Here is a 26,444-nt window from a genome sequence, read left to right on the forward strand (position 1 = left end):
GCATTCAATGAACAAGCGGCAAGCTCTCCGATGGATGGTCAAGACGGCGGCCTGGGGTGGCGCGGCGGCCGTTGCGGGCCTGAGTCTCGCGGCCTGCACCGAGTCCAAACCCAGCTTCAACGCGGTCGACATCACGGGCGCGGACTACGCGAAGGACTTCTCGCTGACCGACGCCGAGGGCCGCGTTCGGACGATGGCCGACTTCAAGGGCAAGGCGGTCGTGCTCTTCTTCGGCTACGCCCAGTGCCCGGACGTCTGCCCGACGACCATGTCCGAGATGACACAGGTCAAACAGCAACTCGGTGCGGACGGCGGCAAGTTGCAGGTGCTGTTCGTCACCGTCGATCCGGCGCGCGACACGCCGGAGGTGATGAAGGCCTACATGGGCGCGTTCGACCCGTCCTTCGTCGCGCTGATTCCCACGCCTGACCAACTCGCGGCCATGACGAAGGACTTCAAGGTCTATTACAAGAAGGTGGATGGCAAGACGCCCACCAGCTACTCGATGGACCACTCCGCGGCGAGCTTCATCTACGACCCTCAAGGTCGCTTGCGCCTCTACGCGCGCTACGGCGCCGGCGTGCCGGCGATGGTGTCGGACATCAAGGCCTTGCTGAAGTCCTGAGCCGGGCGCCGTGGGCAGCGTGGACCATTTAAGGCAGCGAAAGGGCGCGTTTCGCATTGCCCTGATTCCGCCGGAAGTGCTGGAGGCCCTCAACGACGGGCTGCTGGAAACCGTCAACCTGAACGAGTTCCTGGCGCTGGAACTGCCCCGCTTGGCGCGCAGCGTGGCGACGCACATCGGGCTCGACCCCGGCAGCGAGCGTCTGAGCGATACCTTCGCGATGCTGGGGGCCTTCAAGCCGATGCAGCGCCACGGCCAAATCGCCCGCGCGCTTTACGATTTGACTGCGCAGCATCCTGAACGCGATGCCGTGGCGCACCTGCTCGCCACCCATCCTAGCGACGTGGCGCGCTGCTGGGCGACGCACTGGATCCCCATGTCGGGGCTTGCCTTGCCCGAGCAGTTGAATGCGGTTCGCCGCTTTGCCGCGGATGCGCATTTCGGCGTGCGTGAATTGGCGTGGATGGCGGTCCGCGACGCGACGATCCAGTCACTCGACGAGGCGCTCCGACTCCTTCAGCCGTGGGCGGCTGATCCGGACCCGAACATCCGCCGCTTCGCCAGCGAACTCACGCGTCCCCGGGGCGTCTGGTGCGAACAGATCGAGCGGTTGAAGGCCGAGCCGTGGGCTGGCGTGGCCCTGTTGGAGCTGCTGCGCGCGGACCCCAGCCGGTACGTGCAGAACTCGGTCGCCAACTGGCTCAACGACGCCAGTCGGAGCCAGCCGGCCTGGGTGGAAGAGATCTGCGCGCGCTGGCTTGCGGAAAGCGACGCGACCGAGACGCGCTACATCGTGCGGCGCGCACTGCGGACGCTGTCGAAAAGGACTGCTGAAGAGCCCTGAAAGCAAAAAGCCCGGCGCGAGACCGGGCTTTTTCGGTTTGGAAGACGCTCAGGCGTATTCCGCGAGGGCCTTCTTCATCTTCTTCATCGCCGCCACTTCGATCTGGCGAATGCGCTCGGCGCTCACGCCGTAGACCGCCGCCAGGTCGTGCAGCGTCATGCCGCCCGAGCCGTCGTCGTTGACCTTGAGCCAACGCTCTTCCACGATGCGGCGGCTGCGATCGTCGAGCGATTGCAGGGCGGTCGAGATGCCGTCGGTCGAGAGACGGTCGCGCTGCTGAGATTCGAGCCGGGCCGTCGGCTCCTGGCTCGCGTCCGCCAGGTAGGCAATGGGACCGAAGCCTTCGTCGCCGTCGTCGGACGGGCTAGGGTCGAGCAGGACGTCGCCACCGGAGAGGCGTGTTTCCATCTCCAGCACTTCTTCCGGCTTCACGTTCAGCCGGCTCGCCATTTGCGAGACTTCGTCCGGGCTCAGCGTGTCGCGGTGCGTGCCGCCATCGGCGGCGGCCGAGTCGGCCTTGAAGCCCTGCTTCATCGAGCGCAGGTTGAAGAACAGCTTACGCTGGGCCTTGGTCGTCGCTACCTTGACCATGCGCCAATTCTTGAGGATGTACTCGTGAATCTCGGCCTTGATCCAGTGCATGGCATAGCTGACCAGCCGCACGCCCTGATCGGGGTCGAAACGCTTCACGGCCTTCATCAGGCCGACATTGCCCTCCTGGATCAGGTCGCCGTGCGGCAGCCCGTAGCCCAGGTATTGGCGCGAAATGGAGACGACGAGGCGCAGGTGCGACAGGATCAGCGCACTGGCGGCTTCGAGGTCGTTGTGGTCGCGCAATTTGCGCGCGAAACCCTGCTCTTCCTCGAGCGTCAGCAGCGGCAACCGGTTGGCTGCCGAAATGTAGGCGTCCAGGTTACCCAGCGGGGGCACCATCGACCACGGATTGGCGACGGCGAGCTGGTTGGCAGAGGCTCCAGACAGTGTTGTCATTCGGGAAACTCCTTCGTTCTTGGCCATATCCTGACCATATTAGCACTCGATTAGAGGGAGTGCTAAGCTAAGGGTTCCCACCTATTTTTCATCGGGTTGATAGCTTCTGTTCATAGGCAAGGCCCCGAATCGGGGGAGAAGCCGGCCTACCAGCGCATTCCGAGGCGCAGGAAGATCCTCGACAGGACGAACAGCGGGCCGACCCAAAGGTATTGGATGTCTTCGAAGAAGGAAGGTTTCCTGCCTTCGATCTTGTGGCCGATGAACTGGAAAATCCACGCCACGACGAAGATGGCTGCTGAAACCGGAAAAACAAGGTCGCCCAGTGCCTGGACCGCCGCCAAGAGCGCGACGGTGCCCACGAGCATGGTGATCAAGAAGGCGGGGGATCGAAGCATCGCGTAGTACACGAGGCTCGCCGCCACAAAGGCGTAGGCCACCCAGGGGTGCAAGGCAAAAAGGAGCCCGACGATGCTGAACATGATGGCGGGAATCGCCACCATGTGAATGGCCTCGTTGGTGGGGTTCTGATGGCTTTCGCCATAGTGCGCGAGCAGGCGGTCGACTTTTCTGTCGCTGCGTGTCAGCGGCGCGGCTGCGGTGTTCATGTTGTCTCCTCGGCTCGTTTTTGCGCCGAAGATGATGCCAGATCGCCCCGGTCCCGTCGCTTGGGACTTCTACCCCAGCAGAGCCTGGGCGAACTCCCGGGCGTCGAAGGTTTCGAGGTCTTCCAGCTTTTCGCCCACCCCGATGAAATAGACCGGAATCGGCCGCTCCCGGGCGATTGCGCACAGGACGCCACCCTTGGCCGTTCCATCCAGCTTGGTGACGACCAACCCCGTCAGGCCCAGGGCTTCGTCGAAGGCCCTGACCTGCGCCAGGGCGTTCTGCCCGGTGTTGCCGTCGATCACCAGCAGGATCTCGTGCGGCGCGGTCGCGTCCGCCCGGGCAACGACGCGCTTGATCTTCTTGAGCTCGTCCATCAGGTGGATTTGAGTCGGCAGCCGGCCGGCCGTGTCGACCAGCACCACGTCCTTGCCGCGCGCCTTGCCTGCGTTGACTGCATCGAAGCTCACGGCGGCGGGATCGCCGCCTTCCTGGCTGACGATCTCCACCGTGTTGCGATCGGCCCAGACCAGCAATTGCTCGCGCGCAGCCGCCCGGAACGTGTCGGCCGCCGCCAGCAGCACCGAAGCGCCTTCGTTGGCCAAGTGCTTGGTGAGTTTGCCGATCGACGTGGTCTTCCCCGCGCCATTCACGCCGGCGACCATGATCACGGTCGGCGTGTACTGCCCGATCACCAGCGACTTCTCCAGCGGACGCAGCAAATCGGCGATCGCGTCGGCCAGCAGCACCTTCACCTGCGCGGCGTCGGTGGCCATGTTGCTCTTGACCCGGCGGCGGAGGTCCTCCAGGAGGTGCTCCGTCGCCTTGACGCCGGTATCGGCCATCAGGAGGGCTTCCTCGAGCTCTTCATACAGCGCGTCGTCGATCTGGGCGTTGACGAAGGCGGCCGTGATGCTGTTGCCGGTCTTGCGCAGGCCGCTCTTGAGCTTTCCGAGCCAGCCGGTGCGTTCCGGTGCAGGTTCGGGCGCAGACGCGGGCGCGGGCGCGGACGTTTGGACGGGGGCCGGCACCACCGACACAACCGGTGCGGGCGCGGGAGCGGGAGGGGGCGCGACGGTGGGCGCCAGTTCTGGCATTGGCGCCGTTACGGGCGGGGCTACCGGCGCTGCAACCGGCGCCACCGGTGCGGGCGGTGGCGGCTCTGCCACCGCGGGCTTTCCGCCGAACCATGTGGAGGGTGAAAAGACCGACTTGGCCGGCGCCGGCGGCTCTGCAGGCGACTCCGCCGGCGTCTCCGCGGGTGCCGGAGACGGCATTTGTGCCTCGGATGGCGGTTTTTTCTTGAAGAAACTGAACATTGCGTGGTTTTTACAATCCGAGCCATTCTATGAAACACCCCTTGCCACGCCGCGCTGCGTTTGGTGCGGTGCTGGCCTCGGTGCTGATGGCATCCTGGGTTTTGCCCGTTCACGCGCAAACTTCCCCTTCGTCACCGTCTTCGGCTGCATCCACCGCACCGGTTCCGGCGGAGCAATTCACGCTCTCCAACGGCATGACCTTGATCGTCAAGCCCGACCGCCGGGCGCCTACGGCGGTCCAGATGCTGTGGGTCCGCGTCGGCTCCATGGACGAGGTCGACGGCACTTCCGGTGTGGCGCACGTCCTGGAACACATGATGTTCAAGGGCACGAAGGACCTGAAGCCCGGCGAGTTCTCTCGCCGCGTGGCCGCGCTCGGCGGGCGAGAAAACGCATTCACCACCCGCGACTACACCGGCTACTACCAGCAGATTCCCGCCGACAAGCTCGAACAGGTGATGAAGCTGGAATCGGACCGTTTCGCCAACAACCGGTGGGCAGACGACGAATTCAAGCGCGAGATCGAGGTCGTCAAGGAAGAGCGCCGCATGCGCACCGAAGACCAGCCACGCTCCTTGCTCGGCGAACAGCAGAATGCCGCCGTCTTCACCGCCTCGCCGTACCACCGTCCGGTGGTCGGCTGGATGAGCGATCTGGATGCGATGACGCCGGAGGACGCTCGTGCCTTCTTCAAGCACTGGTACACCCCGGCCAACGCGGCGATCGTCGTGGCCGGTGATGTCGACGTGGCCAAGGTGCGTGCCTGGGCCGAGAAGTACTACGGCTCGATCCCGGCGCGTGCGGTGCCGGTCCGCAAGCCGCGCATCGAGCCCGCGCAGCGCGGCATCCGCCGCGTCGAGTTCAAGGCGCCTGCCGAGCAGGCTTATGTCTCGCTCGCGTACCGCGTGCCGCAGATCGACCCTGCGGACAAGTTCAATGGCGATATCGATCCCTATGCATTGGTGGTGCTGGCGGCAGTGCTCGACGGCTATCCGGGCTCGCGGCTCGATCGCGCATTGACGCAGGGGCCCGATCGCGTGGCGGATTCGGCCGGCGCCTATTCGGGCTTCGTCGGTCGCGGCCCGCAGTTGTTCGTGCTGGATGGCGTTCCAGCAGCCGGCAAGACCACGGAAGCGGTCGAAGCCGCACTGCGCGCCGAAGTGGCGAAGATCGCCCGGGAGGGCATTGGCGAGGCCGAGCTGGCCCGCGTGAAGACACAGTGGGTCGCCAGCGAAACCTACAAGCTCGATTCTGTGATGTCGCAGGCGCGCGAACTCGGAAGCAACTGGGTCCAGGGCATGCCGCTCGACGCGAGCGCCCGCATCATCGACCGGCTCCAGGGCGTGACGGCACAACAGGTCCAGGCTGTGGCCGCCAAGTACTTCGGCGACGACCAGCTCACCGCCGCCGTGCTGCGGCCACTGCCGCCCGAGACCACCCGCCGTCCCCGCGGCCCTGCAGCGCCGGCCGGCGAACTGCGCTGAAAGAAGGCTGAATCCGCATGTTCATCCCATCCGATATCCGACGCCTCTCGCGCCGCACCGTTCTTGCCGTCGCCACGGTGGTCTTCGCTGCAGGCGCCCACGCGGCCATCCCGATCCAGCACTGGACGCTGCCGAGCGGCGCGAAGGTCTATCTTGCAGCCACCAACGCGTTGCCCATCGTCGATGTCCAGATCGACTTCGATGCGGGCGGGCGGCGTGATCCTCCCGCGCAGGCGGGCCTTGCGTCCGTGACTGCAGGCATGGTCGAGAAGGGCATTCGCGCGAGCGGCAGCGACCCCGCGATGGACCAGAACGCCCTCGGCGAAGCCTGGGCGGACCTGGGCGCCGACTTCGACGCGGGCGCCGGCTCGGATCGCACCAGTTTCACGCTCCGCACACTCTCCAAGCCTGAACTCCTCGACAAGGCAGTGCGCCTCGCCGCGCGCGAGATCGGCGAGCCGGCGTTTCCCGAAGACGTGTGGAAGCGCGAGCGGGAGCGCATCAACGCCGCCATCCGGGAGGCCAACACAAAGCCCGCCACGATCGCCGAGAAGGCGTTCTCGCAGGCTGTCTATGGGACGCATCCCTACGGCCTGGACACGACCGAAGCCACGCTGGCGCAGATCGACGTCGCCACGATGCGCCAGCGCTACGAGCAACTGATCGTTCCGTGTCGCGCCAAGGTCAGCATTGTCGGCGCGGTGACGCGCGAGCAGGCCGGGGAGATTGCGACCGCGCTGCTGTCCCGCCTGCCGTCTTCGTCGTCCGCGTGCGCGGAACTGCCTTCCGTGCCCGAGGTGACGCCGCTCACTGCCGCGAAGGAAGAGCGCATCCCGCACGATTCCGCGCAGGCGCACGTGATCATCGGGCAGCCCGGCTACCGTCGCGCCGATCCAGACCACTTTGCGCTCAACCTCGGCAACTACGTTCTCGGCGGCGGCGGCTTCGTCTCGCGGCTGACCGAAGAGGTGCGGGAGAAGCGCGGACTCGCGTACAGCGTCTACAGCACCTTCTCGCCAGGGCTGCATGCAGGCGCGTTCCGCATCGGCTTCCAGACGCGTCCTGACCAGGCGGACGAAGCGGTCAAGGTCTCGCGCGGCGTGCTCGCGAAGTTCGTCGCCGAGGGCCCGACCGCTGCCGAACTGAAGGCAGCCAAGGACAACCTCATCGGTGGTTTCCCTCTGCTGCTCGACAGCAATCGCAAGCTGCTGGGCAACGTCGCGAACATCGCGTGGAACGACCTGCCGCTGGACTACCTCGACACCTGGACCGCACGCATGAACGCCATCACGGCGGCGGACATCAAGGCCGCATTCGCCCGCAAGTTGCAGCCGGAGCGAATGGTCACCGTGGTGGTGGGCGGCGGCAAGCCCTGAAGCGCGCGCCTGCCGTTAAGCTCTGGGCGTGAAACCAACGCCTCGAAAACCTGCCACTTCCGCGCCTGCCAAGCTTGCCAAGGCACCGCATTTCGTACGAATCATCGGCGGCCAATGGAAGCGGACGCGCCTGGTCGTCGCCGACAAGCCCGGCCTGCGTCCTACGCCTGACCGGGTGCGCGAAACGCTCTTCAACTGGCTGGCGAGCCTGGCCGGTGCCGGCGGCGGCGAGCTGCCGGGCTGGCACTGCGTCGATGCCTTCGCCGGCACGGGCGCGCTGGGCCTGGAAGCCGCGTCGCGCGGTGCGGGGTCGGTGCTGCTGTGTGAACAGGACCCCGTGCTTGTCGCGCAGTTGCTGACGCTCAAGACCAAGCTCGCTGCCGAAGCCGTACGCGTGGAGCGGGGCAACGGGGTCACCACCATCGAACGTGCGCCCGTGGGCAGCTTGCATGCCGTTTTCCTCGACCCGCCTTTCGAGAACACCGCCCTCTATGCCCCGGCGCTGCGCGCCGCCGCGCGTGCCTTGCGGCCCGAAGGCGTGGTCTACCTGGAGGCGGCTCGCCGATGGAGCGACGACGAACTGTCCGCGCTCGGGCTGATCGGCTTCCGTTACCTGAAAGCGGGTGCCGTGCACGCACATCTCCTCCAGCGCGCGCCGGACGCGGCTGCATAATCCGCCGAACCTAGCCGCAGCGGCTGTACCAGGAGGAAGCAAGCATGTCCAACAATGTGATCGCGGTATACCCCGGCACCTTCGACCCCATGACGCTAGGCCACGAAGACGTGGTGCGTCGCGCAACCCAGCTCTTTTCGCGGGTCATCGTCGCCGTGGCGGCAGGTCATCACAAGAAAGCGCTCTTCACGCTGCAGGAGCGCATCGACATGGCGCGCGATGCGGTGCGTCCGTTCAGCGACCAGGTCACGGTCGAGAGCTTTTCGGGGCTTCTGCGTGATTTCGTCGTGGCGCGCGGCGGCAAGGCGATGGTGCGCGGCCTGCGCGCCGTGACCGACTTCGACTACGAGTTCCAGCTGGCCGGCATGAATCGCTCGCTGATGCCGGAGGTCGAAACCGTGTTCCTTACGCCGAGCGACAAGTACCAGTTCATCTCCAGCACCTTCGTGCGCGAGATCGCGATGCTGGGCGGCGAGGTCGACAAGTTCGTGTCGCCGAACGTCCAGGACAGCCTGATGGCGAAAGTCCGCAGTCTCGGCCGGGAATGATGCCCCCCGGCTTGTCGCTTCGCGTACTTCGCCACCCCCCGAGGGGGAGGCTCGCCAGCCTTGGGGCGGCCCGGCGGCTGGCGGCATGACCGGCCCGGCGTCGCCCCGACTCCACTCCCTGGGCGAGGCGGCGCTCCTGTGCGAGTTGCCATCGCCTGCGACCTTGGCGCAGCAGCAGATGATCTGGGCGCTGGCGACGGAAGCCCTGCAGTGGCGGGGCGTTCGCGAAGTTCTGCCGGGCATGAACAACCTGACTCTGCTCTTCGATTCTGCGCAGATCGATGGGGTCGAGCTGGAAATGCAGGTGCTGTCGGCGTGGCCTCAGTTGGCCGCGGCTTCGATCCAAGGGCGCCGCATCGAGATTCCAGTGGCCTACGGCGGCGAGGCCGGACCGGATCTCGCCGACGTTGCCGCGCATACGGGGCTCACACCGTCCGAGGTCGTGCGACGCCACAGCGAGGGCGACTACGTGGTCTACCTGCTGGGCTTTCTGCCCGGCTTCGCATTCATGGGCGGGCTCGCTCCGGAACTCGCGACCCCGCGGCGTGCCGAGCCGAGGGTGGCGGTGCCTGCGCGCTCGGTGGGCATCGGCGGCGAGCAGACGGGCATCTATCCGCTGGTTTCGCCGGGAGGGTGGCAGTTGATTGGACGAACGTCGCTGGAACTCTTCGACCCGAGCGCGACGGAACCCACCTTGCTGCGCCCCGGCGATCACGTGCGCTTCGTCGTGGAAAGCTTGGAACTCTGATGACGACGCGTGCAAGCGTCACGGTGCTGCGGCCGGGGATGATGGCCTCGGTGCAGGACATGGGGCGCCATGGCCATCGGCACCTGGGCATCTGTCCGGGCGGGGCCCTCGACACCTTGGCGCTCGTGCTGGCCAATCGCCTGGTCGGCAATGCCGACGGTGCGGCTGGTCTTGAATTGACCATGGGGGCCTGCGAATTGCGCTTCGAGACGGCGACGCGCATAGCCATCGCGGGCGACGACTTCGATGCTTGCCTGGATGGCGTACCGCTGTGGCCGTGCTGGAGCGTGCCGGTCGTGGCAGGGCAGACCCTGAAACTGGGCCGTGCGAATCGGTCGAAAGCCAAGAACGGGCTGCGCACCTGGCTGGCCGTTGCGGGCGGCATCGACGTCCCGGTGATCCTCGGCTCCCGCAGCACGGACCTCAAGGCTGGTTTCGGTGGACACGAAGGCCGGGCGCTGAAGGCGGGCGACCAGTTGATGCTGGGTTCACCGGCCCTGAACGCGGCCCAACTGGCTCAGCGCCCCTTCGGCCTGCGGATGCCTGCGTGGAGTTTCGACCCGAAAGACGAGGCGATCGTGCTGCGCGTCATGCCCGGCCCCGAGTTCGTGCAGTTCACGATCGCATCGCGCGATCTCCTGTGGCGCGAGCCCTGGCGCATCACGCCGCAGAGCAACCGAATGGGCAGTCGTCTGGAAGGCCCCGAACTCAAGCGCAAGCGCAGCGCGGACATGCTGTCGTCGGCCGTGATTCCCGGCACGATCCAGGTGCCGCCTTCCGGCCAGCCCATCATCCTGATGGGCGACGCGCAGACCACCGGCGGCTACCCGCGCATCGGCGTGGTGATTCGCGCCGATCTCTGGAAGCTGGCGCAGGCGCCTCTCAACGGCCGACTGCGCCTCCAGCAGGTCGATGCGGCAGAGGCGCTTGCGGCCTGGGACGGGCAGCGACGCTATCTTTCGCAGGTGGCGCAAGGCCTCGTGTTCGCGGGATGGCCGGCGCAGAATTCCACCAAAGGAGTAGCAACCCATGCAGATTGACCTCAACGCCGACCTCGGCGAAGGCTGCGACAACGACGAGGCCCTGCTCGGCCTCGTGAGTTCGGCCAATATCGCTTGCGGCTGGCACGCCGGCGACGCCAACACGATGCGGCAGTGCGTGCGCTGGGCCATCGACAACGGTGTCGCGATCGGCGCGCACCCGAGCTTTCCCGACCGCGAGAACTTCGGCCGCAGCACGATGAACCTGCCGCCCGAGGAGATCGTCGCCGGCGTGCTCTACCAGGTCGGCGCGCTCGCGGCGATCGTCAAGGCCGAAGGCGGCACGCTCGCCCACGTCAAGCCGCATGGGGCGCTCTACAACCAGGCGGTGAAGGACCCGGTGCTCGCGGAAGCCATCTGCGAGGCGGTGCGCCGCTTCGACCCGGGCCTGCGTTTCTTCGGCCTTGCCGGCAGCGGCATGATCAGCGCCGCCGAACGCGCGGGGCTGAGGCCGGTCGAGGAAGTGTTCGCGGATCGCGGCTACCAGCCCGACGGCAGCCTCGTCCCGCGCAGCCAGCCCGGCGCGCTGATCGAGGACGAGGAACAGTCGCTGGCACAGACGCTGTCCCTGGTGCGCGATCACAAGGTGACCGCCATCGACGGCAGCGTGGTGGCCGTCAACGCACAGACCGTCTGCCTGCACGGCGACGGCGCCCATGCGCTGGCCTTCGCGCGCCGCATCCGCGACCGGCTCGCGGCCGAGGGCATCGCCGTGGTCGCCACGGCGTGAGCCCTTCCAGTGTCGTGAACGTCCTGCTGACCGGCTTCGAGCCCTTCGACAAGGACGCCATCAATCCCTCGTGGGAGGCGGTGCGCGCGCTCGATGGCTGGCGCTGCGAAGGGGCGACTGTGCATGTGCGCCGCGTGTCCTGCGTGTTCGGCGCCGCACTGCGCGAACTCGATTCGGCAATCGACGAGCTGCAGCCGCAACTGGTGCTCGGCATCGGCCAGGCGGGGGGACGCAGCGAGATCACGCCCGAGCGCGTGGCGATCAATGTCGACGATGGCCGCATCTGCGACAACGCCGGTTGCCAGCCGATCGACATGCCCGTGGTGGCCGGTGCGCCCGTCGCTTACTTCGCGACCCTGCCGATCAAGGCCATCGTGCGCGACCTGCGCGCGGGCGGCATTCCGGCTTCGGTGTCGAACTCGGCCGGCACCTTCGTCTGCAATCACCTGTTCTTCGGCCTGATGCATCGCATCGCGACCCGGCCGGTGCCCGGCATGCGGGGCGGCTTCATCCACATTCCCTACCTGCCCGAGCAGGTGGCACGCCTCCCTGGATTGCCGAGCATGGCGCTGGAGACGGTGATCGCTGCGCTGCGCATCGCCGTCAGGACGTCACTGTCCGTTCGGGAAGATGTGCGCGAGACGGGTGGCCTGCTGCATTGAGTCTGCGCAGGCTCAGGCGTCTGCGACCAGTCGCTGCAACCAGGGGCCGAGCGTGGTGTTGACGAACTCTGGCTTTTCCATCGTGAGCATGTGGCCGCAATGCGCGACCCACACCAGTTCGGCATGGGGCATCAACGCGGCGATCTCGCGCGAGCACTCCGGCGGCGTAAGGCGGTCGCTGTCGCCACACAGCACGAGCACCGGACAGCGCAGGCCGGAAAGGTGCGGTCGCGCATCGGGCCGCTCCATCAGCGCGCGGTTCTGGCGCACCAATTGCGCCGCGCCGGCATCGAGCACCAGCTCGACATAGCGCCGCACCAGTGCAGGGTCGCCGGCTTGCGTGGGGTGGAAGGCGAATCCGGCGTTGAGCTCGATCACGTCGCGTGCCTCGCCGCGTTCGAACAGTTCGATGGCCGACTCGCGCAGCTTGTACATGTCGGGCGTTTCCGGCCGCGCATTGGTGCCGAGCAGAGCCAACCCGACGACGCGTTCGGGGGCTTGCCGGGCTGCTTCCATGGCGATCATCCCGCCCATCGATGCGCCGCACAGGATCAGCGGGCCAGGGTGCTCCACCAGCAAGGTCGCGGCCATGGCCTCGATCCGGTCATGGCGCATATGAACGTCGCTCACGCGAACGTCGAGCGCCGAGGGCAGGGCGGGCAGCTGGGCCTCCCAGAGGCGTTCGTCACAGGCGAGCCCCGGCAGCAGGACAAGAGTAGGCATCCGCGGATTCTCGTTGAACGGCGGCTACACGAAGTGGACACGGCCGGGGGTGACAATCAGCCAATGCCCAGCACCGAACTCATCCTGATCCGCCATGGCGAAACCGACTGGAACCGCGAACTCCGCTTCCAGGGCCACATCGACGTGCCTCTCAACGACATGGGCCACGAGCAGGCCCGCCGGCTCGGGCTCCGGATGGCGGGTGAGTCGGTGCAGCACCTGATCAGCAGCGACCTCACGCGCGCACAGCAGACGGCTGCACCGGCTTCGCGCCAGCTCGACTTGGAGATCGTCACCTCGGTGGCGTTGCGGGAGCAGAACTTCGGCGTGGTCGAGGGCATGCGCGCCGACGAGATCCAGAACCTGCACCCGCGCGCGTGGGAAGACTGGCTCGAGTTCCGCGAGGACCACGCCATGCCCGAAGGCGAGTCGCCGCGCCAGTTCCACGCTCGCATCATGGAGGCACTCGGACGGATCGCGGTCGAGCATGAAGGGCAGAACGTGCTGGTGGTCACCCACGGCGGTGTGCTCGACATGGTTTGGCGCACGGCGCGCGGTCTGGGCCTGAACGGACCACGGCAGAGCGACATCCCCAATGCGGGCTTCAACCGCATCCGCATCGCCGACACCACGGCGCCTTCGCTGCTCGAGATCGTCGACTGGGCCGACACCCGGCATCTGGCCGACCTGCCGGCGCAACCCACCTACGACCAGCGCCGACACCTGAAGAAGTAGAGCGCGGTGCGTAGCGGCCGTTGCGCAAGATTCGTCAAGCACGCAGCAACGAAGATCAAGCATCCACACACCCGCGCCTGCATCATTGGCGCGTGTGCAACCCACCCGATGGATGCCGATGAACTACGCGACTGCCGCCGAACTCGCCGCCGCTCTCCGGGCCGGGCGAATCTCCTCGGTTGAACTGCTGAACCGCTCGATCGAGCGCATCGAGAAGTTCGATTCCCAGATCAACGCTGTCGTGACGCGCGATTTCGAACGTGCGCGATCGTCAGCCGCGGCGGCTGATGCCGCACTCGCGCGTGGCGAGCGCCTGCCGCTCCTGGGCGTGCCCGTCACGGTCAAGGACGCCTTCAACGTGGCCGGCCTGCCGACGACCTGGGGCATACCCGGCACGGAGAACGCAGTCGCCGCCCAGGATGCGGTCGTGGTCCGCCGCCTGAAGGCCGCGGGCGCCATCGTGATCGGCAAGACCAACGTCGCAATGCATCTGGCGGACTGGCAGAGTTCGAATCCGATCTTCGGCACGACGAACAACCCCTGGGACCTGGCTCGCACGCCGGGCGGTTCGTCCGGCGGCAGCGCGGCTGCGTTGGCGGCGGGCTATGTGCCGCTGGAGTTCGGCACGGACCTGGGCGGTTCGCTGCGCGTGCCGGCGCATTGCTGCGGCGTCTTTGCGCACAAGCCCTCGCACGGTCTCGTCCCGATGCGCGGTTGCGCGCCGCCGGGTACGCCGGAACTGTCCGTCGGCGGCCAGATCGACCTGGCCGTGGCGGGCCCGATGGCGCGGAGTGCAGTCGATCTGGCGTTGGCGCTCGATATCGTCGCAGGGCCGGACGATGCCGATGCGGTTGCCTACAGGCTCGCGCTGCCGCCCGCGCGGCAGACGGCGCTCAAGGCGTTTCGCGTGCTGGTGCTCGACGAGCATCCGATGGTGACTACGTCGAAGGCCGTGCGCGCGTCGTTGCGGCGCGTGGGCGACAACTTGGCCCGGATCGGTTGCCGGGTCGAACATTCGAGCCCTCTGCTGCCGGACCTCGAACGCGTTACATCGCTGTGGGGCCAGTTGATGTGGGCGCTGATCACTGCCGACATGCCGGGTGAGGCCGGCATCGGCCATCGCGACTGGATCCAGGCAGACCGCGCGCGCATGGGCATCGCGCATCGTTGGCGGGCGTTCTTCGAGGCGTGGGACGTCATCCTGTGCCCCGTCATGCCGACACCCGCATTCCTGCACGATCACAGCGATATGGAGACGCGTCGGCTGCGCATCGACGACCGGGAGATTCCGTACAAGGATCAGTCCGCATGGTCCAGCATCGCCACCCTCACCGGACTGCCGTCGACGGCCATGCCGATGGGCCTGAGCGACGAGGGGCTGCCGATCGGCATGCAGATCATCGGCCCGCGCCTCGAAGATCGCACGCCCATCGCCTTCGCGCAGGCCATGGAGCGCGAGTTCGGCGGCTTCGTGGCGCCACCCGCGTTCGGCGACTGATCTCCCCATAATGGGCGCCTCCGAGGAGACGCATCCATGGCCCGCATGTCCACGCAAGAAGTCGAGCACTACCAGAGCGAAGGCTGGGTGATCCCGCAATTCCGGCTCCCGCCGCGCCGCGTCGCGGCGATGCGCGAGGCGCTCGACGCACTGATCCGCGACAACCCCGGCGTGCGCCCCGAAAAGCTCGTTTCCGCGCACATCGAGGGCGAAAACGGCGAGGGCGTACGCGGCAGCCGTCAGTTTCTCGAACTGGCAATGGACCCGGAAATCGTCGAACTCGTTTCCGGGGTGATCGGGGACGACGTGATCCTCTGGGGCTGCCATGTCTTTTGCAAGCCGCCGGCCGAAGGGTACGAAACGCCCTGGCACCAGGACGGCCACTACTGGCCCATCCGGCCGCTGGCCAACTGCACCGTCTGGGTTGCATTGGAGGAGTCGACGGCCGAGAACGGCTGCCTGCGCGTCATTCCTCGATCCCATCGCGCGCAGGTGCTGCGCGAGCACCTGCACGAAGACCGCACGGACCTCACCCTGAATCAGCGCATGGCCGCGGGCAGCTTCGACGAGGCTGCCGCCGTCGAATTGGAACTGCAGCCGGGCCAGATGTCGCTGCACGACGTTTACATGATCCACGGCGCCCAAGCCAACACGTCAGCCAAACGCCGCACCGGCGTGGCGCTGCGCTACATGCCGTCGACCTCGGTGTTCGAGCGCGATCTGCGCCCGGCAGACGGAAAGACCGGCCTGGCAGTCAATTTCGCGCAGCGCCCGCTCTGGCTGCTGAAGGGGGTGGATCGTAGCGGCCGCAACGATTTCGAAGTGGGACATCGGAAACGGTAGCGCTATCGTTGCACCTAGAATGTGCCGATGAGCAAAGACGGCACCTCTGTTCGACGCGCCCGGCGGGGAAGCGGCGCAGTCACCCTGCACGACGTCGCAAAGCTCGCGGGCGTCGCGCCCATCACGGCATCGCGCGCACTGAGTTCGCCCAAGCAGGTCTCGGCCGAGGTCCTGAAGAAAGTCACCGACGCCGTCGGGCGCACCGGCTATGTGCGCAACGTGCTCGCTGGCGGGCTGGCGTCGACCCGCAGCCGCCTGGTTGCCGCGGTGGTGCCCACGATGACTGGCCCCGTGTTCCTCCAGACGGTGCAATCGCTGACTGAAGCCCTCGCGGAGCGAGGCTATCAACTGATGCTTGGCCAGAGCGGCTATGTCGATTCGCGGGAAGACGCTTTGCTCGAAGCCATCATCGGGCGCCGGCCCGACGGCATCGTGCTGACCGGCATCATGCATTCGCCCGAGGGGCGCAAGCGCCTGCTCGCCGCTGGCATTCCGGTGGTCGAGACCTGGGATCTCACGCCGACACCGCTGGACATGATCGTGGGCTTTTCGCATCCTGACGTGGGCCGGGCCGTGGTCGACTTTCTTTACCGGAAGGGCCGACGCCGGCTCGCCGTGGTGGCCGGCGACGACGAGCGCTCGCAGCGGCGCCACCAAGCTTTCAGGGAGGCGGCGCGCGCGGCGGGGCTGCGCGATGTTCCCGTCATCCAAGTGCCCGCGCCGACCACGCTGAAAAGCGGGCGCGGTGCGCTGGCCGCACTGCTCGGCGATGTTCCGGACATCGACGGCGTGTTCTGCAGTTCCGACCTGGTCGCGCTGGGCCTGATGGTCGAAGCTCAATCGCGAGGCATCGCGGTGCCGGAGCAACTGGCGGTCGTCGGTTTCGGAGACCTCGAGTTTTCCGCAGACCTGCATCCCGCCTTGACGACCGTCCGCATCGACGGCGCCACGATCGGCCGCACCGCCGCGCAGTTCATCGTGGACCGCGCTGAGGGCCATCAGACCGGACCGCGGTCCGTCGACGTCGGCTTTTCGATCGTCGATCGCGCAAGCACCTGATCCGTATAAACCCCTAGTCGGGTCGCTAGGCACGCCAGAACGGTAGCGCTATCATTTGATCTCCAAAAGATAGCGCTACCATGAAAGAGGCAAAACGCATGAAGTCCCTTCTGACCATCCTCGCCATCGGCTTGGCCGCAGCAACGTCTGTCCACGCACAGGACTGGCCGCAAAAGCCGGTGACGCTCGTCGTGCCATTCCCGGCTGGCGGGTCGACCGACATGGTCGCGCGCGCCATCGGTCCCAAGCTCACCGACAAACTGGGCCAGCCTTTCCTGGTCGACAACAAGGCGGGTGCCACGGGCACCATCGGCGCCGCGCAGGTCAAGCGCTCGGCGCCGGACGGCTCGACCTTTCTCGTGACTTCGCTCGGCCCGCTCGTGATCGCGCCGCACCTCATCAAGGGCATGCAATACGACGCGCTGAAGGATTTCGATCTCATCACCGTGGCGGTGCAGGCGCCCAACGTGCTGGTCGTGCCCGCAAAGTCGCCGCACAAGACCGTGGCCGACGTGATCGCCTATCTCAAGGCAAATCCCGGGAAGATGACCTTCGCGTCCTCGGGCAATGGTTCGAGCGACCACCTCACCGCCGAGTTGTTCTGGCAGCAGACCGGCACCAGCGGCCTTCATGTGCCGTACAAGGGCGGCGCGCCGGCCATTACCGATCTGCTCGGCGGCCAGGTGGAGGCTTCGTTCCAGAACGTCAACGCGGTCGTTCAGAACATCAACGCCGGCAAGCTCAGGGCGCTGGCTGTCACCGGCGAAAAACGCTCGCCTGTGCTGCCTGATGTGCCTACCATCGCCGAAGCGGGCGTCAAGAACGTCGAGGTGTATTCGTGGCAGGCGATCGTGGCGCCCAAGGGCCTGCCGCCTGCCGTGCGCACCAAGGCGCACGATGCGATGGCCGCTGCACTCAATGACCCGGCGGTCAAGCAGCAATTCGTGGCGATCGGCCTCGAAGTCGTCGCCAACACGCCGGCCCAGTTCGCGGCCTTTCAGCAGCAGGAGTTCGCGCGCTGGAAGAAGGTGATCGAGACCGGCAAGATCACCATCGATTGACAGTCAACCGTCCTGAGCGAATCCCATGTCCACTTCCACCCCTGTCATTACCGAACTGCGCGTGATCCCGGTCGCCGGCCGCGACAGCATGCTGCTCAACCTCAGCGGCGCGCACGGTCCGTTCTTTACGCGCAACCTGCTGATCCTCACCGACAACGCCGGCCGCACCGGCGTGGGCGAAGTGCCGGGTGGCGAGAAGATCCGCCAGACGCTCGACGACGCCCGCGACCTCGTCGTCGGCCAGCCCATCGGCGCACATCAGCGCGTGCTGCAGCAGGTTCAGAAGAAGTTTGCCGACCGCGACTCCGGCGGCCGCGGCCTGCAGACCTTCGACCTGCGCACGACGATTCACGCTGTGACTGCCATCGAATCCGCGCTGCTCGACCTGCTGGGCCAGCACCTGGAAGTGCCCGTCGCCGCACTGCTCGGAGAAGGGCAGCAGCGCGATGCGGTCGAGATGCTGGGCTACCTCTTCTTCGTCGGCGACCGCGACAAGTCCGATCTCCCCTACGCCCGCGAGGCCGAGGCCGACAACGCATGGTCACGGCTGCGCCATGAGAAGGCCATGACGCCCGAAGCCATCGTTCGCCTGGCCGAAGCGGCGCGCGAGCGCTACGGCTTCAATGACTTCAAGCTCAAGGGCGGCGTGCTGCGGGGCGAAGAGGAAATCGAAGCCGTGACGGCGCTGCACGAGCGCTTTCCGGAGGCGCGCGTCACGCTCGACCCGAACGGTGGCTGGCTGCTGAAGGATGCGATCCGCCTGATGCGCGATATGCGCGGCGTCGTCGCTTATGCCGAAGACCCCTGCGGCGCCGAGGAAGGCTTCTCGGGCCGCGAAGTGATGGCCGAGTTCCGGCGTGCCACCGGCTTGCCGACGGCCACGAACATGATCGCCACCGACTGGCGCCAGATGACCCACGCGCTGGCGCTGCAATCGGTCGACATTCCGCTGGCCGATCCGCACTTCTGGACGATGGCGGGCTCGGTGCGCGTTGCGCAGACCTGCCGGGACTGGGGCCTGACCTGGGGATCTCATTCCAACAACCACTTCGACGTCTCGCTTGCCATGTTCACGCAGGTGGGCGCCGCCGCGCCGGGCCGCGTGACCGCGATCGACACTCACTGGATCTGGCAGGATGGGCAGCGGCTGACCAAGGACCCGTTGCGCATCGAAGGCGGGCTCGTGCAGGTGCCGAAAAAGCCAGGTCTCGGCGTCGAACTCGACATGGCCGAAGTCGAGAAGGCGCACCAGCTTTACAAGCAGCATGGCCTGGGCGCGCGCGACGACGCTGTGGCCATGCAGAGCCTGATTCCCGGCTGGACCTTCAACCCGAAGCGTCCGGCTTTCGACCGCTGAGCCCGGGGTCGCCTGATCACAAAACCAAGGAGCGCCCCATGAGAGAGAACCGCTTGCGAACGCTGTGGAAATCAGGAGGGGCCGCCGTCAACGGCTGGCTTGCGATTCCCAACGGCTTTTCCGCCGAGACCATGGCCCACCAGGGCTGGGATTCGCTGACCATCGACCTGCAGCACGGCGTGGTCGACTACCAGTCGATGATCCCGATGCTGCAGGCCATCTCCACCACCGACACCGTGCCGGTGGTGCGCGTGCCGTGGCTCGAGCCGAGCGCGCTCATGAAGGCGCTGGATGCCGGCGCCTACGGCGTCATCTGCCCGATGATCAGCACGGCCGACGAGGCCGCGCGGCTCGTGGCCTACACCCACTACGCACCACGCGGGACGCGCAGTTTCGGGCCGGTGCGGGCCTTGCTCTATGGCGGCTCGGACTATGCGCAGCACGCCAACGACACCATCGTCACCTTCGCGATGATCGAGACGGCGCAAGCGCTCGAAAACCTCGACGCGATCATGTCGGTCGAGGGGCTGGACGCGGTCTACATCGGCCCTTCGGACCTGTCGCTCGCGCTCGGCTGCCGGCCGGTATTCGACGACGTCGATCCGCCGGTCGCGCAAGCCATCGACCACGTGCTCGAGCGCGCAAAGGCGCACGGCCTGGTCGCCGGTATCCACAATGGCACGCCCGAGGGTGCGCTGGCGCGTGTGGCCAAGGGTTTCCAGTTCGTCACCGTCAGCTCCGACGCGCGGCTCATCGCCGCAGGCGCCCAGCAGGTGCTCGCGAAGATGCGCGCCAAGCCGGCCGCACCCGGCTCCACCTCCTACTGAAACTGAAAGGGACTTCAACATGAAAATCGGATTCATCGGACTCGGCATCATGGGCGCGCCGATGGCGCAGAACCTCATGCAGGCCGGCCACGAGATGTTCGTGCGCACGCGCAGCAAGGTGCCCGACGCGCTGAAGACAGCCACTGCCTGCGCGACCAACGCCGATGTCGCGCGCGCGGCCGATGTCGTGGTCCTGATGCTGCCGGACACGCCGGACGTCGAGACGGTGCTGTTCGGCGAGGACGGCGTTGCCTCCGGTCTCACGAAGGGCAAGCTCGTGATCGACATGAGCTCGATCGCGCCGATCGAGACCAAGCGCTTCGCGAAGAAGATCAACGAACTCGGCTGCGACTACCTCGACGCCCCCGTCTCCGGCGGTGAAGTGGGCGCCAAGGCGGCGAGCCTGACCATCATGGTCGGCGGCGAAGAGGCGGTGTTCGAGCGCGCCAAGCCGCTGTTCGAGGCCATGGGCAAGAACATCACGCTGGTCGGCGGCAACGGCGACGGCCAGACCACCAAGGTGGCCAACCAGATCATCGTGGCGCTCAACATCGCCGCCGTGGGCGAGGCGCTGCTGTTCGCAAGCAAGGCCGGCGCCGATCCGGCCAAGGTGCGTCAGGCGCTGATGGGCGGATTCGCGGCCAGCCGCATCCTCGAAGTGCATGGCGAGCGCATGATCAAGCGCACCTTCAACCCCGGCTTCCGCATCGCACTGCACCAGAAGGACCTGAGCCTTGCACTGGCTGGCGCGAAGTCGATGGGAGTGGCGCTACCTCAGACCGCTTCCGCTGCGCAGCTGATGCAGTCCTGCGCTGCCCACGGGTGGGATCAGCTGGACCACTCGGCGCTCGTCAAGGCGCTGGAGCAGATGGCGGCGCACGAAGTCGCGCCGGACTGACGCGGCACTGTTCAACGATTGAACGCCGGCAGCCCGAGGCGCGCATAGACCGCCTCGGCCTGCCGGCGCAGTCGCGTGGATTCGGGCTGCCCGTTGACCTGCTGCTGCAGGATGCCTTGTGCGCCCGTCAGCGTCGCCTCGGTGCCATTCCGGATCAGGGCATCGAGGTAGACCTGCTCGAACAAGTCCCGCTGCGCATGGCTGCCGCCGATCTCGATGAGGCGGGGCAGCGCAAGTCCCAGCCCCTCGATCGCCGAGTTGAAATCGCCGCGGGCATGGGCGCGCAGCCCCTGCGCAGCCGGTACGCACACGCGTTGCCATGCATCGCGCGTCGACGGCGGCGCTTTCGGTGCAAATGCTTCGATGTTGCGCATCAGTCTGTCGGCCTCGGGTCGATCGGCGCGCGCCAATCCATACAGATACTGCAAATCGAGAAACGGCAGCACGTGATCGTCGAGCCGCAGCGCCAGATGGTCGGCGAGGTCTACCCAGCGGTCGCCGACATCGATGCCCGCCAATTCGAAACGCGCGAGCAGCGAGACAGCCCCGATCTGGTCCTGCGAATATTCCTTGACCACACCCCACACCTGCCGGTCGTAGACCTCCAGCGCCTCCGCATCGCGCCCGAGGTCGATCAGGAAGAGGGCCACGTGCCACCAGTTGTGCGTGACCATGAAGGAATTGAGGCCGACCCAGGTGTCGCTCACGCTGCGCATGAACGCCAGGCCTTCGGTCAGGCGGCCCTCGGTCAGCATCACATGGCCCAGCGCGTGGTGCGCCCAGGGCTCCTTGCGCTCCATTGAAATCGCCCGGCGCGCACTGGTCTCGGCATCGCGCATCAGATGGCATTGCTCGTAGCCGAAGGCCGCCATGCCGTGCAGGTAGGGCACGTCGCCCGCGGCCGGCAGCGCTGCGAGCGCAAGCCGCAGCATGCCGGGACAGTCGCCGGTGTTGAAGCAGTGGTACTGCCCGAGCTTGAGCGAGGCCAGGTCGCGCGGGTGCTCGCGGGCCTGCTCGTGATGGAGCGCGATCGCCTGGGCGATGTCGCCGTCTGCCCAGGCCACGACGGCGGCGATATAGCGCTGTTCGCGGGGCGTGGCCGTTGCGGCGGCAGCCTGTGCGCGTTCGATGAATGGCCGTGCATTGGATGCCGCATCGCGCGATTCCGCGAACAGGTGCAGGGTGGCGCAGTAGGCCTGCACGATCGGGCTCGGATCATTCTGGGCCGCGAGCACGTCCACCGCTCTCGCTTCACACGAGATGAAGCCTTCGACGAAGGCGTTGACCGCGCCCGTGCTCGTCGGGTCGGCAAGGCTGATCGGATTGCCGAGGCTGTCGGTGAAGCGGGTGGTTGAACTCAAGGCGATTCCTGGGGCGTGGCTCGGAGAGTGCTCTCATGTTGCCACGCCCCGGATCAGCCTGCGATCAGACGCCGGCTTGCTGGTGCCGGTATTCCTGCGTCTTGCCGCCGTAGCCGTAGGCGGCGGCGCGGGCGTCGATCAGGTGCACATACGACACCTCGTGCAGGTTGCTCCGCAGCGCCGCCATCGCGGCGTGGATCTCGCGCAGGTACCGCGCCTTCTCCGCCTTGGTGTTCGTCTCGTCGGTGATGCTGATGTCGAGGTGAAACGCCGACTTGCCAAGTTCCGCCAGCGATTGTCCGCCGATGAACCAGGCGTCGGCCGCGATGAACTGCACCGTGATCGCGATCACCGGCAGCTTCTTGTCGAGCACGGTCTGGGTGAGTTCGGCCACCTTGTCGACGACGCGCCGGGTGAGTTGCGCGTCAGGCTGGCCCGAGAGGTGAACGACGATGTGAGGCATGGTGAGGTCCTTTCCTGCGATGAACGAGGTGTCATTGTGGGAATGATGAGATCATCTGAAAAGCGGGAAGATATGATGTATTTCATCAATTATTCGAATGGATAAGAGCATGCAGTCGTTCGATATCGAGCAACTGAAGACACTGGTCGCCGTCGTCGAGGCCGGCAGCCTGACCGCGGCGGCGCCGGTGGTTTTCCTGTCGCAGTCCGCGGTCAGCGAGCAGATGCGCAAGCTCGAAGAGCGAGTCGGGCAGTCCTTGCTGACGCGCAGCAAGGTCGGCGTGACGCCGACGCCCGCGGGCCTTCGCCTCATCGGGCATGCGCGACGCATCCTCGCGTTGAGCGACGAAGCGTTTCGCGACTTGCGCGGCGAATCGTTGCAAGGCGAGCTTCGGCTCGCGGTCACCGACTACTTCCGTCCCGGCGACCTGACACGGCTGCTGAGCCGCCTCGGCGAGGGCTATCCGGGGGTGCGTCTGAATGTGAGCGTGCTGAAAAGCGGCGCCATTGAAGCGGGGTATGCGCGTGGCGACTTCGATGTCGGGTTGTCAATGCGCATCGTCGGAAATCCGGGAGATGAAAAGGCGAAGGGCTCGGCGCGCGTCGCTGCGCTGCGTCGCGAATCTCTCGCCTGGATGGGGGCGGAGGGCGGGCGCATCCGACGTGACGAGCCGTTGCGACTCCTCGTATTGCCCGACACGTGCTCACTGCATCAGTTCACCGTCAAGCTGCTGCGGCAGCGCCGTGTTCCCTACGTGGTGGCGCACGTGGCGTCCGGTGTCGCCGGACTTCAATCGGCGCTGGCGGCGGGCCTGGGCGTCGCCTGTCTCAACGAATCGGCCCTGTGCGAAGGCGTGGCGCGGCTGGCACCTCCGCACGGTCTGCCGGCTTTGCCGCGCGTCGCGTTTCACTTTCTTCCGGCGCGCCGCGGTGAAACCGAATTCGTGACGCGGGCGCGCGACCTGCTGGCGTCGCACCTCATTTGAGATGCGGGCCGGCGGGGCATGGCCTCACTCGCCCGGCGGTTGCGGCCAGGGCCGTTGCGGTTCGCGGATCAGCTCGAAGGCGCGCGACACCTGCAGCACGCCGAGGTCGTCGAAGCGGTGCCCGGCAATCTGCAGGCCGATCGGCAGGCCATTGGTGGTGTAGCCACAATTGATCGACGACGCTGGCTGCTCCGACATGTTGTATGGCACCGTGAAGCCGATGTGTTCCAGTGGCCGAAGCGGGTCGTTGGTGGGTGAGGGCATCTCGGCGGCCGCCGGCGCGTTGGGCGAGGTGGGAGAGATCACGTAGTCGTACTTCGCGCAGGCGGCCACGGCCGCTACGCGTGTCGTGTGGAACTGGCTGAAGGCGCGGAACACCTGTTCGCCGCTGAACCCCGCTGCACTCTCCGCCCACTCGCGGATGTAGGGCAGGACCCTGGCGCGCTGCTCGGGCTTCAGCGCATTCATGTCCACCAGCGAACGCATGCGCCACAAATGGTCCATGCCGTCGAGCATCGCCTGCGACATGAAGGGCCGCATGGGTTCGACGATGGCCCCAGCACGTTCGAAGAGACGCGCTGCGCGTTCGACGGCTGCCTTGATCTCCGGCTCGACGGCCAGACCGCAGCCGGCATCCAGCAGCAGGCCGATGCGCAGGCCGCGCAGATGGTCGGGGCTCACGTCGAAGGACGACCAGGCGATCTCCTGCGCGGGCAGGCTCATGCTGTCGCGCGCATCGGCTTGCGCGAGCGTCTGCATCATCAGCGCCGCATCACCGACGGTGCGCGTCATCGGGCCGGCGGCCCGGCCCATGTAGGGCGGGTCGATCGGGATGCGTCCGAGGCTGGGCTTGAGCGTGAAGATGCCGCACCAGCCGGCCGGCAGGCGCAGCGAACCGCCGATGTCGGTGCCGATGTGCAGCGGACCGTAGCCCGCGGCGGCCGCGGCGCCGGCACCGGCGCTGGAACCACCGGGAGTCTTCGACAAATCCCACGGGTTGCGTGCCAGCTTGTGAAAGCTCGACAGCCCCGAGGACAGCATCCCGTAGTCGGGCATCGTCGTCTTGCTTACGACCACTGCGCCGGCTTCTTTCAGGCGCGCGGCCGGCGGGGCGTCGGCCTCGGCGGGCCGCAACTCGACGGCGGCCGTGCCGGCCGGCATCGGGTCGCCGCGCGTCGCGATGTTTTCCTTGATGGTCGTGGGCACGCCGTCGAGCGGGCCGAGCGGTTCGCCGCGCTGCCAGCGCGCTTCGGAGGCGCGCGCCTGTTCGAGCGCGGCTTCGGGCCGCAGCAGCCAGGTGGCCTGCAGATGAGGTTCCCAACGCTCGATGTGGTCGAGCACGGATTGCGTGACCTCGACCGGGGACAGGGTCCTTTCGCGGTAGCCGGCGATCAGTTCCCGTGCGGACAGGTCGTGCAGCGTGTTGCTCACGACCACGACAGTGCGGACAGGTCGTTGACGAAGACCGGCATCTCTTTCCAGAGGCCCTTGACACCCTTCTTGGCGATGACGGGGAACTGGGGCTGGAACAGGAAGGCATTCGCTGCGTCATTGGCGAGCAGCTTCTGCGCCTCTCCCAGCAGCTTGTTGCGCTCGGCGGTGTTGCCCGTCGCCTTGATCTTGTCGTACAGCGCGTTGAATTCCTTCGACTGGTAGCCCCAGTAGTAGTCGGCCTTGGCGTAGTTGCCAAGGTCGAAAGGCTCGACGTGCGAAACGATGCTGAGGTCGTAGTCCTTGTTGCCGTAGGTGCCGCTGAGCCACTGCGCCCATTCGACGTTCTGGATCTTCACGTTGATGCCGATCTTGGCCAGTTGCGCTGCGACCACTTCGCCGCCCTGGCGGGCGTAGGGCGGCGGTGGTAGCGTCATCGTGAGCTCGAGCGGCGTCTTGACGCCGGCCTCGGCCAGAAGCTGCTTGGCCTTCTCGATATTGAAGGGATTCACGGCCGTGGTGTCGACGTAGCCCGCGGCGCCCGGCACGTAGTGACTGCCGATCGGCACGCCGAAGCCGTCTGCCGCGCCTTCGATCACGGCCTTGCGGTCGATGGCCATGGAGATCGCCTTTCGCACACGCGGGTCGTCGAGCGGCTTCCTCTTGTTGTTGATCGCGAGGATGGTCTTGGCGCGCGAGCCGCCGAGGATCACCTGGTACTGCGGGTTGTTCTTGAACTGCGGCACCACGCGCGTCGCGATCCGCGGGAAGGCATCGACGTCGCCGGCCAGCAGCGAGGCTGCCTGCGCGGCCGGGTCGGAGATGAACCGGAAGGTGACCTTGTTCAGCTTCGCCGTACCGGGGTTGCGAAAGCCGTCCCACTTGCTCAGCACCAGCGAGCTGCCCTTGTTCCAGCTGTCGAGCTTGTAGGGGCCGGTGCCCACGGGCTTGGTGGCATTGGTGTCGGCGCTCTTCGGCTCGACGATGACGGCGGTGGCCTGGCCCAGCAGGAAGGGCAGGTCGGGGTCGATTTCCTTGTTGATCAGCACCACCGTGTAGTCGTCGACCACCTGGGTGGTGATGTTGGCGAAGGTGCGCTTGTCCTTGTTGGTGCTCTTCTCGCCGCCGGCGCGGTCGAAGGAGAATTTGACCGCCTGTGCGTTGAAAGGCTCGCCGTTCTGGAACTTGACGCCGCGCCTCAGTCTGAAGGTGTAGGTGCGCAGGTCCGGCGAGACTTCCCAGCTTTCGGCCAGGAGCGGGGAGACGCTGCCGTCGGCGTTGATCTTGGTGAGCGTCTCCAGGATGTTGTACTGGACGATCTCGGCGATGGCGGATGCGGCGCCTGCGGTCGGGTCCAGCCCCGGCGGTTCCAGCGTCATCCCCAGCACCATCGAATCCTTGCGCCCCTGGGCCAGTGCGGCCTGCGGCAGCGCGAGCGGCACGGTGGCGAGTGCGGCAGTGGTCAAAAGGGTGCGGCGTTTCAACATGGTCAAGACTCCAGGGAAAAGCTGAGGGTTTGGAAATACAACGTTACATCATCCGGGGCGGCCGTACGCGC

General features: G+C 66.7%; 27 protein-coding genes. 19 read left to right on the forward strand and 8 right to left on the reverse strand.

Going from position 1 to position 26,444, the window contains the following annotated elements; genetic code table 11:
* Positions 1 to 7 precede the first annotated feature (7 nt).
* Both QTI24_RS14335 and QTI24_RS14340 read left to right on the forward strand, forming a co-directional pair.
* On the forward strand, positions 8 to 625 hold the full coding sequence (locus QTI24_RS14335; RefSeq protein WP_286601282.1) for an SCO family protein: 618 nt from the start codon (positions 8 to 10) through the stop codon (positions 623 to 625).
* A gap of 10 nt (positions 626 to 635) precedes the next feature.
* Positions 636 to 1,469 carry a DNA alkylation repair protein gene (locus tag QTI24_RS14340; protein WP_286601283.1) on the forward strand — a complete coding sequence of 278 codons (834 nt, stop codon included), beginning with the start codon at positions 636 to 638 and terminating at the stop codon, positions 1,467 to 1,469.
* Between the two features lie 48 nt (positions 1,470 to 1,517).
* Here the strand turns inward: QTI24_RS14340 and rpoH are convergent, their stop codons facing one another.
* The 3 genes from rpoH to ftsY all read right to left on the reverse strand — a co-directional run bounded on the left by rpoH (position 1,518) and on the right by ftsY (position 4,384).
* Positions 1,518 to 2,459, reverse strand: a complete 942-nt coding sequence (gene rpoH, locus QTI24_RS14345) for an RNA polymerase sigma factor RpoH (RefSeq protein ID WP_286601285.1) — start codon at positions 2,457 to 2,459, stop codon at positions 1,518 to 1,520.
* A gap of 146 nt (positions 2,460 to 2,605) precedes the next feature.
* A complete protein-coding gene (locus QTI24_RS14350) occupies positions 2,606 to 3,067 on the reverse strand; it encodes an Mpo1 family 2-hydroxy fatty acid dioxygenase (protein WP_286601286.1) in 462 nt (153 codons plus the stop codon).
* A 69-nt stretch (positions 3,068 to 3,136) separates the two neighbouring features.
* Positions 3,137 to 4,384, reverse strand: a complete 1,248-nt coding sequence (gene ftsY, locus QTI24_RS14355; protein WP_286601288.1) for a signal recognition particle-docking protein FtsY — start codon at positions 4,382 to 4,384, stop codon at positions 3,137 to 3,139.
* 29 nt (positions 4,385 to 4,413) lie between these two features.
* On the opposite strand from ftsY, the gene QTI24_RS14360 reads away from it, so the two are divergent.
* The 8 genes from QTI24_RS14360 to pcp all read left to right on the forward strand — a co-directional run bounded on the left by QTI24_RS14360 (position 4,414) and on the right by pcp (position 11,645).
* The gene (locus QTI24_RS14360) at positions 4,414 to 5,868 is read left to right on the forward strand and encodes a M16 family metallopeptidase (RefSeq protein WP_286601289.1); all 1,455 of its coding nucleotides are present in this window, start codon (positions 4,414 to 4,416) and stop codon (positions 5,866 to 5,868) included.
* A gap of 17 nt (positions 5,869 to 5,885) precedes the next feature.
* Complete coding sequence (locus tag QTI24_RS14365; RefSeq protein WP_286601291.1) at positions 5,886 to 7,244, forward strand: M16 family metallopeptidase; 1,359 nt, start codon at positions 5,886 to 5,888, stop codon at positions 7,242 to 7,244.
* Positions 7,245 to 7,272: 28 nt separating this feature from the next.
* On the forward strand, positions 7,273 to 7,917 hold the full coding sequence (locus QTI24_RS14370) for an RsmD family RNA methyltransferase (RefSeq protein WP_286601292.1): 645 nt from the start codon (positions 7,273 to 7,275) through the stop codon (positions 7,915 to 7,917).
* A 44-nt stretch (positions 7,918 to 7,961) separates the two neighbouring features.
* Positions 7,962 to 8,465 carry a pantetheine-phosphate adenylyltransferase gene (coaD, locus tag QTI24_RS14375; RefSeq protein WP_286601294.1) on the forward strand — a complete coding sequence of 168 codons (504 nt, stop codon included), beginning with the start codon at positions 7,962 to 7,964 and terminating at the stop codon, positions 8,463 to 8,465.
* Between the two features lie 85 nt (positions 8,466 to 8,550).
* Positions 8,551 to 9,213 carry a 5-oxoprolinase subunit PxpB gene (gene pxpB, locus QTI24_RS14380; RefSeq protein WP_286601295.1) on the forward strand — a complete coding sequence of 221 codons (663 nt, stop codon included), beginning with the start codon at positions 8,551 to 8,553 and terminating at the stop codon, positions 9,211 to 9,213.
* Positions 9,213 to 10,253, forward strand: coding sequence for a 5-oxoprolinase subunit C family protein (locus QTI24_RS14385; protein ID WP_286601297.1), 1,041 nt, complete (start codon positions 9,213 to 9,215; stop codon positions 10,251 to 10,253). The genes pxpB and QTI24_RS14385 overlap by 1 nt, the downstream gene beginning before the upstream one ends.
* The gene (gene pxpA, locus QTI24_RS14390; protein WP_286601299.1) at positions 10,243 to 10,983 is read left to right on the forward strand and encodes a 5-oxoprolinase subunit PxpA; all 741 of its coding nucleotides are present in this window, start codon (positions 10,243 to 10,245) and stop codon (positions 10,981 to 10,983) included. The genes QTI24_RS14385 and pxpA overlap by 11 nt, the downstream gene beginning before the upstream one ends.
* Positions 10,980 to 11,645 (forward strand): pyroglutamyl-peptidase I, encoded by a 666-nt coding sequence (gene pcp, locus QTI24_RS14395; RefSeq protein WP_286601300.1) that lies wholly within the window; start codon positions 10,980 to 10,982, stop codon positions 11,643 to 11,645. Before pxpA ends, pcp begins: the two co-directional genes overlap by 4 nt.
* Before the next feature lie 12 nt (positions 11,646 to 11,657).
* Here pcp and QTI24_RS14400 read toward each other — a convergent pair whose 3' ends face one another.
* On the reverse strand, positions 11,658 to 12,368 hold the full coding sequence (locus QTI24_RS14400) for an alpha/beta fold hydrolase (RefSeq protein ID WP_286601301.1): 711 nt from the start codon (positions 12,366 to 12,368) through the stop codon (positions 11,658 to 11,660).
* 63 nt (positions 12,369 to 12,431) lie between these two features.
* On the opposite strand from QTI24_RS14400, the gene QTI24_RS14405 reads away from it, so the two are divergent.
* The 8 genes from QTI24_RS14405 to glxR all read left to right on the forward strand — a co-directional run bounded on the left by QTI24_RS14405 (position 12,432) and on the right by glxR (position 20,646).
* On the forward strand, positions 12,432 to 13,103 hold the full coding sequence (locus QTI24_RS14405; protein ID WP_286601304.1) for a histidine phosphatase family protein: 672 nt from the start codon (positions 12,432 to 12,434) through the stop codon (positions 13,101 to 13,103).
* 118 nt (positions 13,104 to 13,221) lie between these two features.
* Positions 13,222 to 14,601, forward strand: coding sequence for an amidase family protein (locus tag QTI24_RS14410; protein WP_286601306.1), 1,380 nt, complete (start codon positions 13,222 to 13,224; stop codon positions 14,599 to 14,601).
* A gap of 36 nt (positions 14,602 to 14,637) precedes the next feature.
* Entirely contained in the window at positions 14,638 to 15,444 is an 807-nt protein-coding gene (locus QTI24_RS14415; protein WP_286601307.1) for a phytanoyl-CoA dioxygenase family protein, read from the forward strand.
* Between the two features lie 27 nt (positions 15,445 to 15,471).
* On the forward strand, positions 15,472 to 16,503 hold the full coding sequence (locus QTI24_RS14420) for a LacI family DNA-binding transcriptional regulator (protein ID WP_286601309.1): 1,032 nt from the start codon (positions 15,472 to 15,474) through the stop codon (positions 16,501 to 16,503).
* A gap of 98 nt (positions 16,504 to 16,601) precedes the next feature.
* Positions 16,602 to 17,564 (forward strand): Bug family tripartite tricarboxylate transporter substrate binding protein, encoded by a 963-nt coding sequence (locus QTI24_RS14425; protein WP_286601310.1) that lies wholly within the window; start codon positions 16,602 to 16,604, stop codon positions 17,562 to 17,564.
* Between the two features lie 25 nt (positions 17,565 to 17,589).
* Positions 17,590 to 18,921: a glucarate dehydratase gene (gene gudD, locus QTI24_RS14430; protein ID WP_286601312.1), complete on the forward strand. Its 1,332-nt coding sequence runs from the start codon at positions 17,590 to 17,592 to the stop codon at positions 18,919 to 18,921.
* Positions 18,922 to 18,959: 38 nt separating this feature from the next.
* The gene (locus tag QTI24_RS14435) at positions 18,960 to 19,748 is read left to right on the forward strand and encodes an HpcH/HpaI aldolase family protein (RefSeq protein WP_286601313.1); all 789 of its coding nucleotides are present in this window, start codon (positions 18,960 to 18,962) and stop codon (positions 19,746 to 19,748) included.
* Positions 19,749 to 19,767: 19 nt separating this feature from the next.
* The gene (gene glxR / locus QTI24_RS14440) at positions 19,768 to 20,646 is read left to right on the forward strand and encodes a 2-hydroxy-3-oxopropionate reductase (protein ID WP_286601314.1); all 879 of its coding nucleotides are present in this window, start codon (positions 19,768 to 19,770) and stop codon (positions 20,644 to 20,646) included.
* Positions 20,647 to 20,657: 11 nt separating this feature from the next.
* Here glxR and QTI24_RS14445 read toward each other — a convergent pair whose 3' ends face one another.
* Together QTI24_RS14445 and QTI24_RS14450 are read right to left on the reverse strand one after the other, a co-directional pair.
* Positions 20,658 to 22,013 carry a tetratricopeptide repeat protein gene (locus QTI24_RS14445; protein ID WP_286601410.1) on the reverse strand — a complete coding sequence of 452 codons (1,356 nt, stop codon included), beginning with the start codon at positions 22,011 to 22,013 and terminating at the stop codon, positions 20,658 to 20,660.
* Positions 22,014 to 22,071: 58 nt separating this feature from the next.
* On the reverse strand, positions 22,072 to 22,470 hold the full coding sequence (locus QTI24_RS14450; protein WP_286601315.1) for a tautomerase family protein: 399 nt from the start codon (positions 22,468 to 22,470) through the stop codon (positions 22,072 to 22,074).
* A 109-nt stretch (positions 22,471 to 22,579) separates the two neighbouring features.
* Here QTI24_RS14450 and QTI24_RS14455 point away from each other — a divergent pair, with 109 nt between their 5' ends.
* A complete protein-coding gene (locus QTI24_RS14455) occupies positions 22,580 to 23,455 on the forward strand; it encodes a LysR family transcriptional regulator (protein WP_286601316.1) in 876 nt (291 codons plus the stop codon).
* A 24-nt stretch (positions 23,456 to 23,479) separates the two neighbouring features.
* Here the strand turns inward: QTI24_RS14455 and QTI24_RS14460 are convergent, their stop codons facing one another.
* Positions 23,480 to 24,886 carry an amidase gene (locus QTI24_RS14460; protein ID WP_286601317.1) on the reverse strand — a complete coding sequence of 469 codons (1,407 nt, stop codon included), beginning with the start codon at positions 24,884 to 24,886 and terminating at the stop codon, positions 23,480 to 23,482.
* Positions 24,883 to 26,373 (reverse strand): ABC transporter substrate-binding protein, encoded by a 1,491-nt coding sequence (locus QTI24_RS14465; RefSeq protein WP_286601318.1) that lies wholly within the window; start codon positions 26,371 to 26,373, stop codon positions 24,883 to 24,885. The genes QTI24_RS14460 and QTI24_RS14465 overlap by 4 nt, the downstream gene beginning before the upstream one ends.
* Positions 26,374 to 26,444: the final 71 nt, after the last annotated feature.

The organism is Variovorax sp. J22P240, from assembly GCF_030316855.1.
In the GTDB taxonomy this organism is placed as follows: Bacteria; Pseudomonadota; Gammaproteobacteria; order Burkholderiales; family Burkholderiaceae_C; genus Variovorax.

Coding starts and splice junctions, on each gene's coding strand:
- QTI24_RS14385 (WP_286601297.1), top strand. CDS start 9,213: ATGACGACGCGTGCAAGCGTCACGGTGCTGCGGCCGGGGATGATGGCC.
- QTI24_RS14425 (WP_286601310.1), top strand. CDS start 16,602: ATGAAGTCCCTTCTGACCATCCTCGCCATCGGCTTGGCCGCAGCAACG.
- QTI24_RS14350 (WP_286601286.1), bottom strand. CDS start 3,067: ATGAACACCGCAGCCGCGCCGCTGACACGCAGCGACAGAAAAGTCGAC.
- glxR (WP_286601314.1), top strand. CDS start 19,768: ATGAAAATCGGATTCATCGGACTCGGCATCATGGGCGCGCCGATGGCG.
- QTI24_RS14420 (WP_286601309.1), top strand. CDS start 15,472: ATGAGCAAAGACGGCACCTCTGTTCGACGCGCCCGGCGGGGAAGCGGC.
- QTI24_RS14415 (WP_286601307.1), top strand. CDS start 14,638: ATGGCCCGCATGTCCACGCAAGAAGTCGAGCACTACCAGAGCGAAGGC.
- QTI24_RS14410 (WP_286601306.1), top strand. CDS start 13,222: ATGAACTACGCGACTGCCGCCGAACTCGCCGCCGCTCTCCGGGCCGGG.
- rpoH (WP_286601285.1), bottom strand. CDS start 2,459: ATGACAACACTGTCTGGAGCCTCTGCCAACCAGCTCGCCGTCGCCAAT.
- pxpA (WP_286601299.1), top strand. CDS start 10,243: ATGCAGATTGACCTCAACGCCGACCTCGGCGAAGGCTGCGACAACGAC.
- pxpB (WP_286601295.1), top strand. CDS start 8,551: ATGACCGGCCCGGCGTCGCCCCGACTCCACTCCCTGGGCGAGGCGGCG.
- QTI24_RS14455 (WP_286601316.1), top strand. CDS start 22,580: ATGCAGTCGTTCGATATCGAGCAACTGAAGACACTGGTCGCCGTCGTC.
- QTI24_RS14465 (WP_286601318.1), bottom strand. CDS start 26,373: ATGTTGAAACGCCGCACCCTTTTGACCACTGCCGCACTCGCCACCGTG.
- QTI24_RS14405 (WP_286601304.1), top strand. CDS start 12,432: ATGCCCAGCACCGAACTCATCCTGATCCGCCATGGCGAAACCGACTGG.
- coaD (WP_286601294.1), top strand. CDS start 7,962: ATGTCCAACAATGTGATCGCGGTATACCCCGGCACCTTCGACCCCATG.
- QTI24_RS14435 (WP_286601313.1), top strand. CDS start 18,960: ATGAGAGAGAACCGCTTGCGAACGCTGTGGAAATCAGGAGGGGCCGCC.
- QTI24_RS14450 (WP_286601315.1), bottom strand. CDS start 22,470: ATGCCTCACATCGTCGTTCACCTCTCGGGCCAGCCTGACGCGCAACTC.
- ftsY (WP_286601288.1), bottom strand. CDS start 4,384: ATGTTCAGTTTCTTCAAGAAAAAACCGCCATCCGAGGCACAAATGCCG.
- QTI24_RS14365 (WP_286601291.1), top strand. CDS start 5,886: ATGTTCATCCCATCCGATATCCGACGCCTCTCGCGCCGCACCGTTCTT.
- QTI24_RS14335 (WP_286601282.1), top strand. CDS start 8: ATGAACAAGCGGCAAGCTCTCCGATGGATGGTCAAGACGGCGGCCTGG.
- QTI24_RS14360 (WP_286601289.1), top strand. CDS start 4,414: ATGAAACACCCCTTGCCACGCCGCGCTGCGTTTGGTGCGGTGCTGGCC.
- gudD (WP_286601312.1), top strand. CDS start 17,590: ATGTCCACTTCCACCCCTGTCATTACCGAACTGCGCGTGATCCCGGTC.
- QTI24_RS14400 (WP_286601301.1), bottom strand. CDS start 12,368: ATGCCTACTCTTGTCCTGCTGCCGGGGCTCGCCTGTGACGAACGCCTC.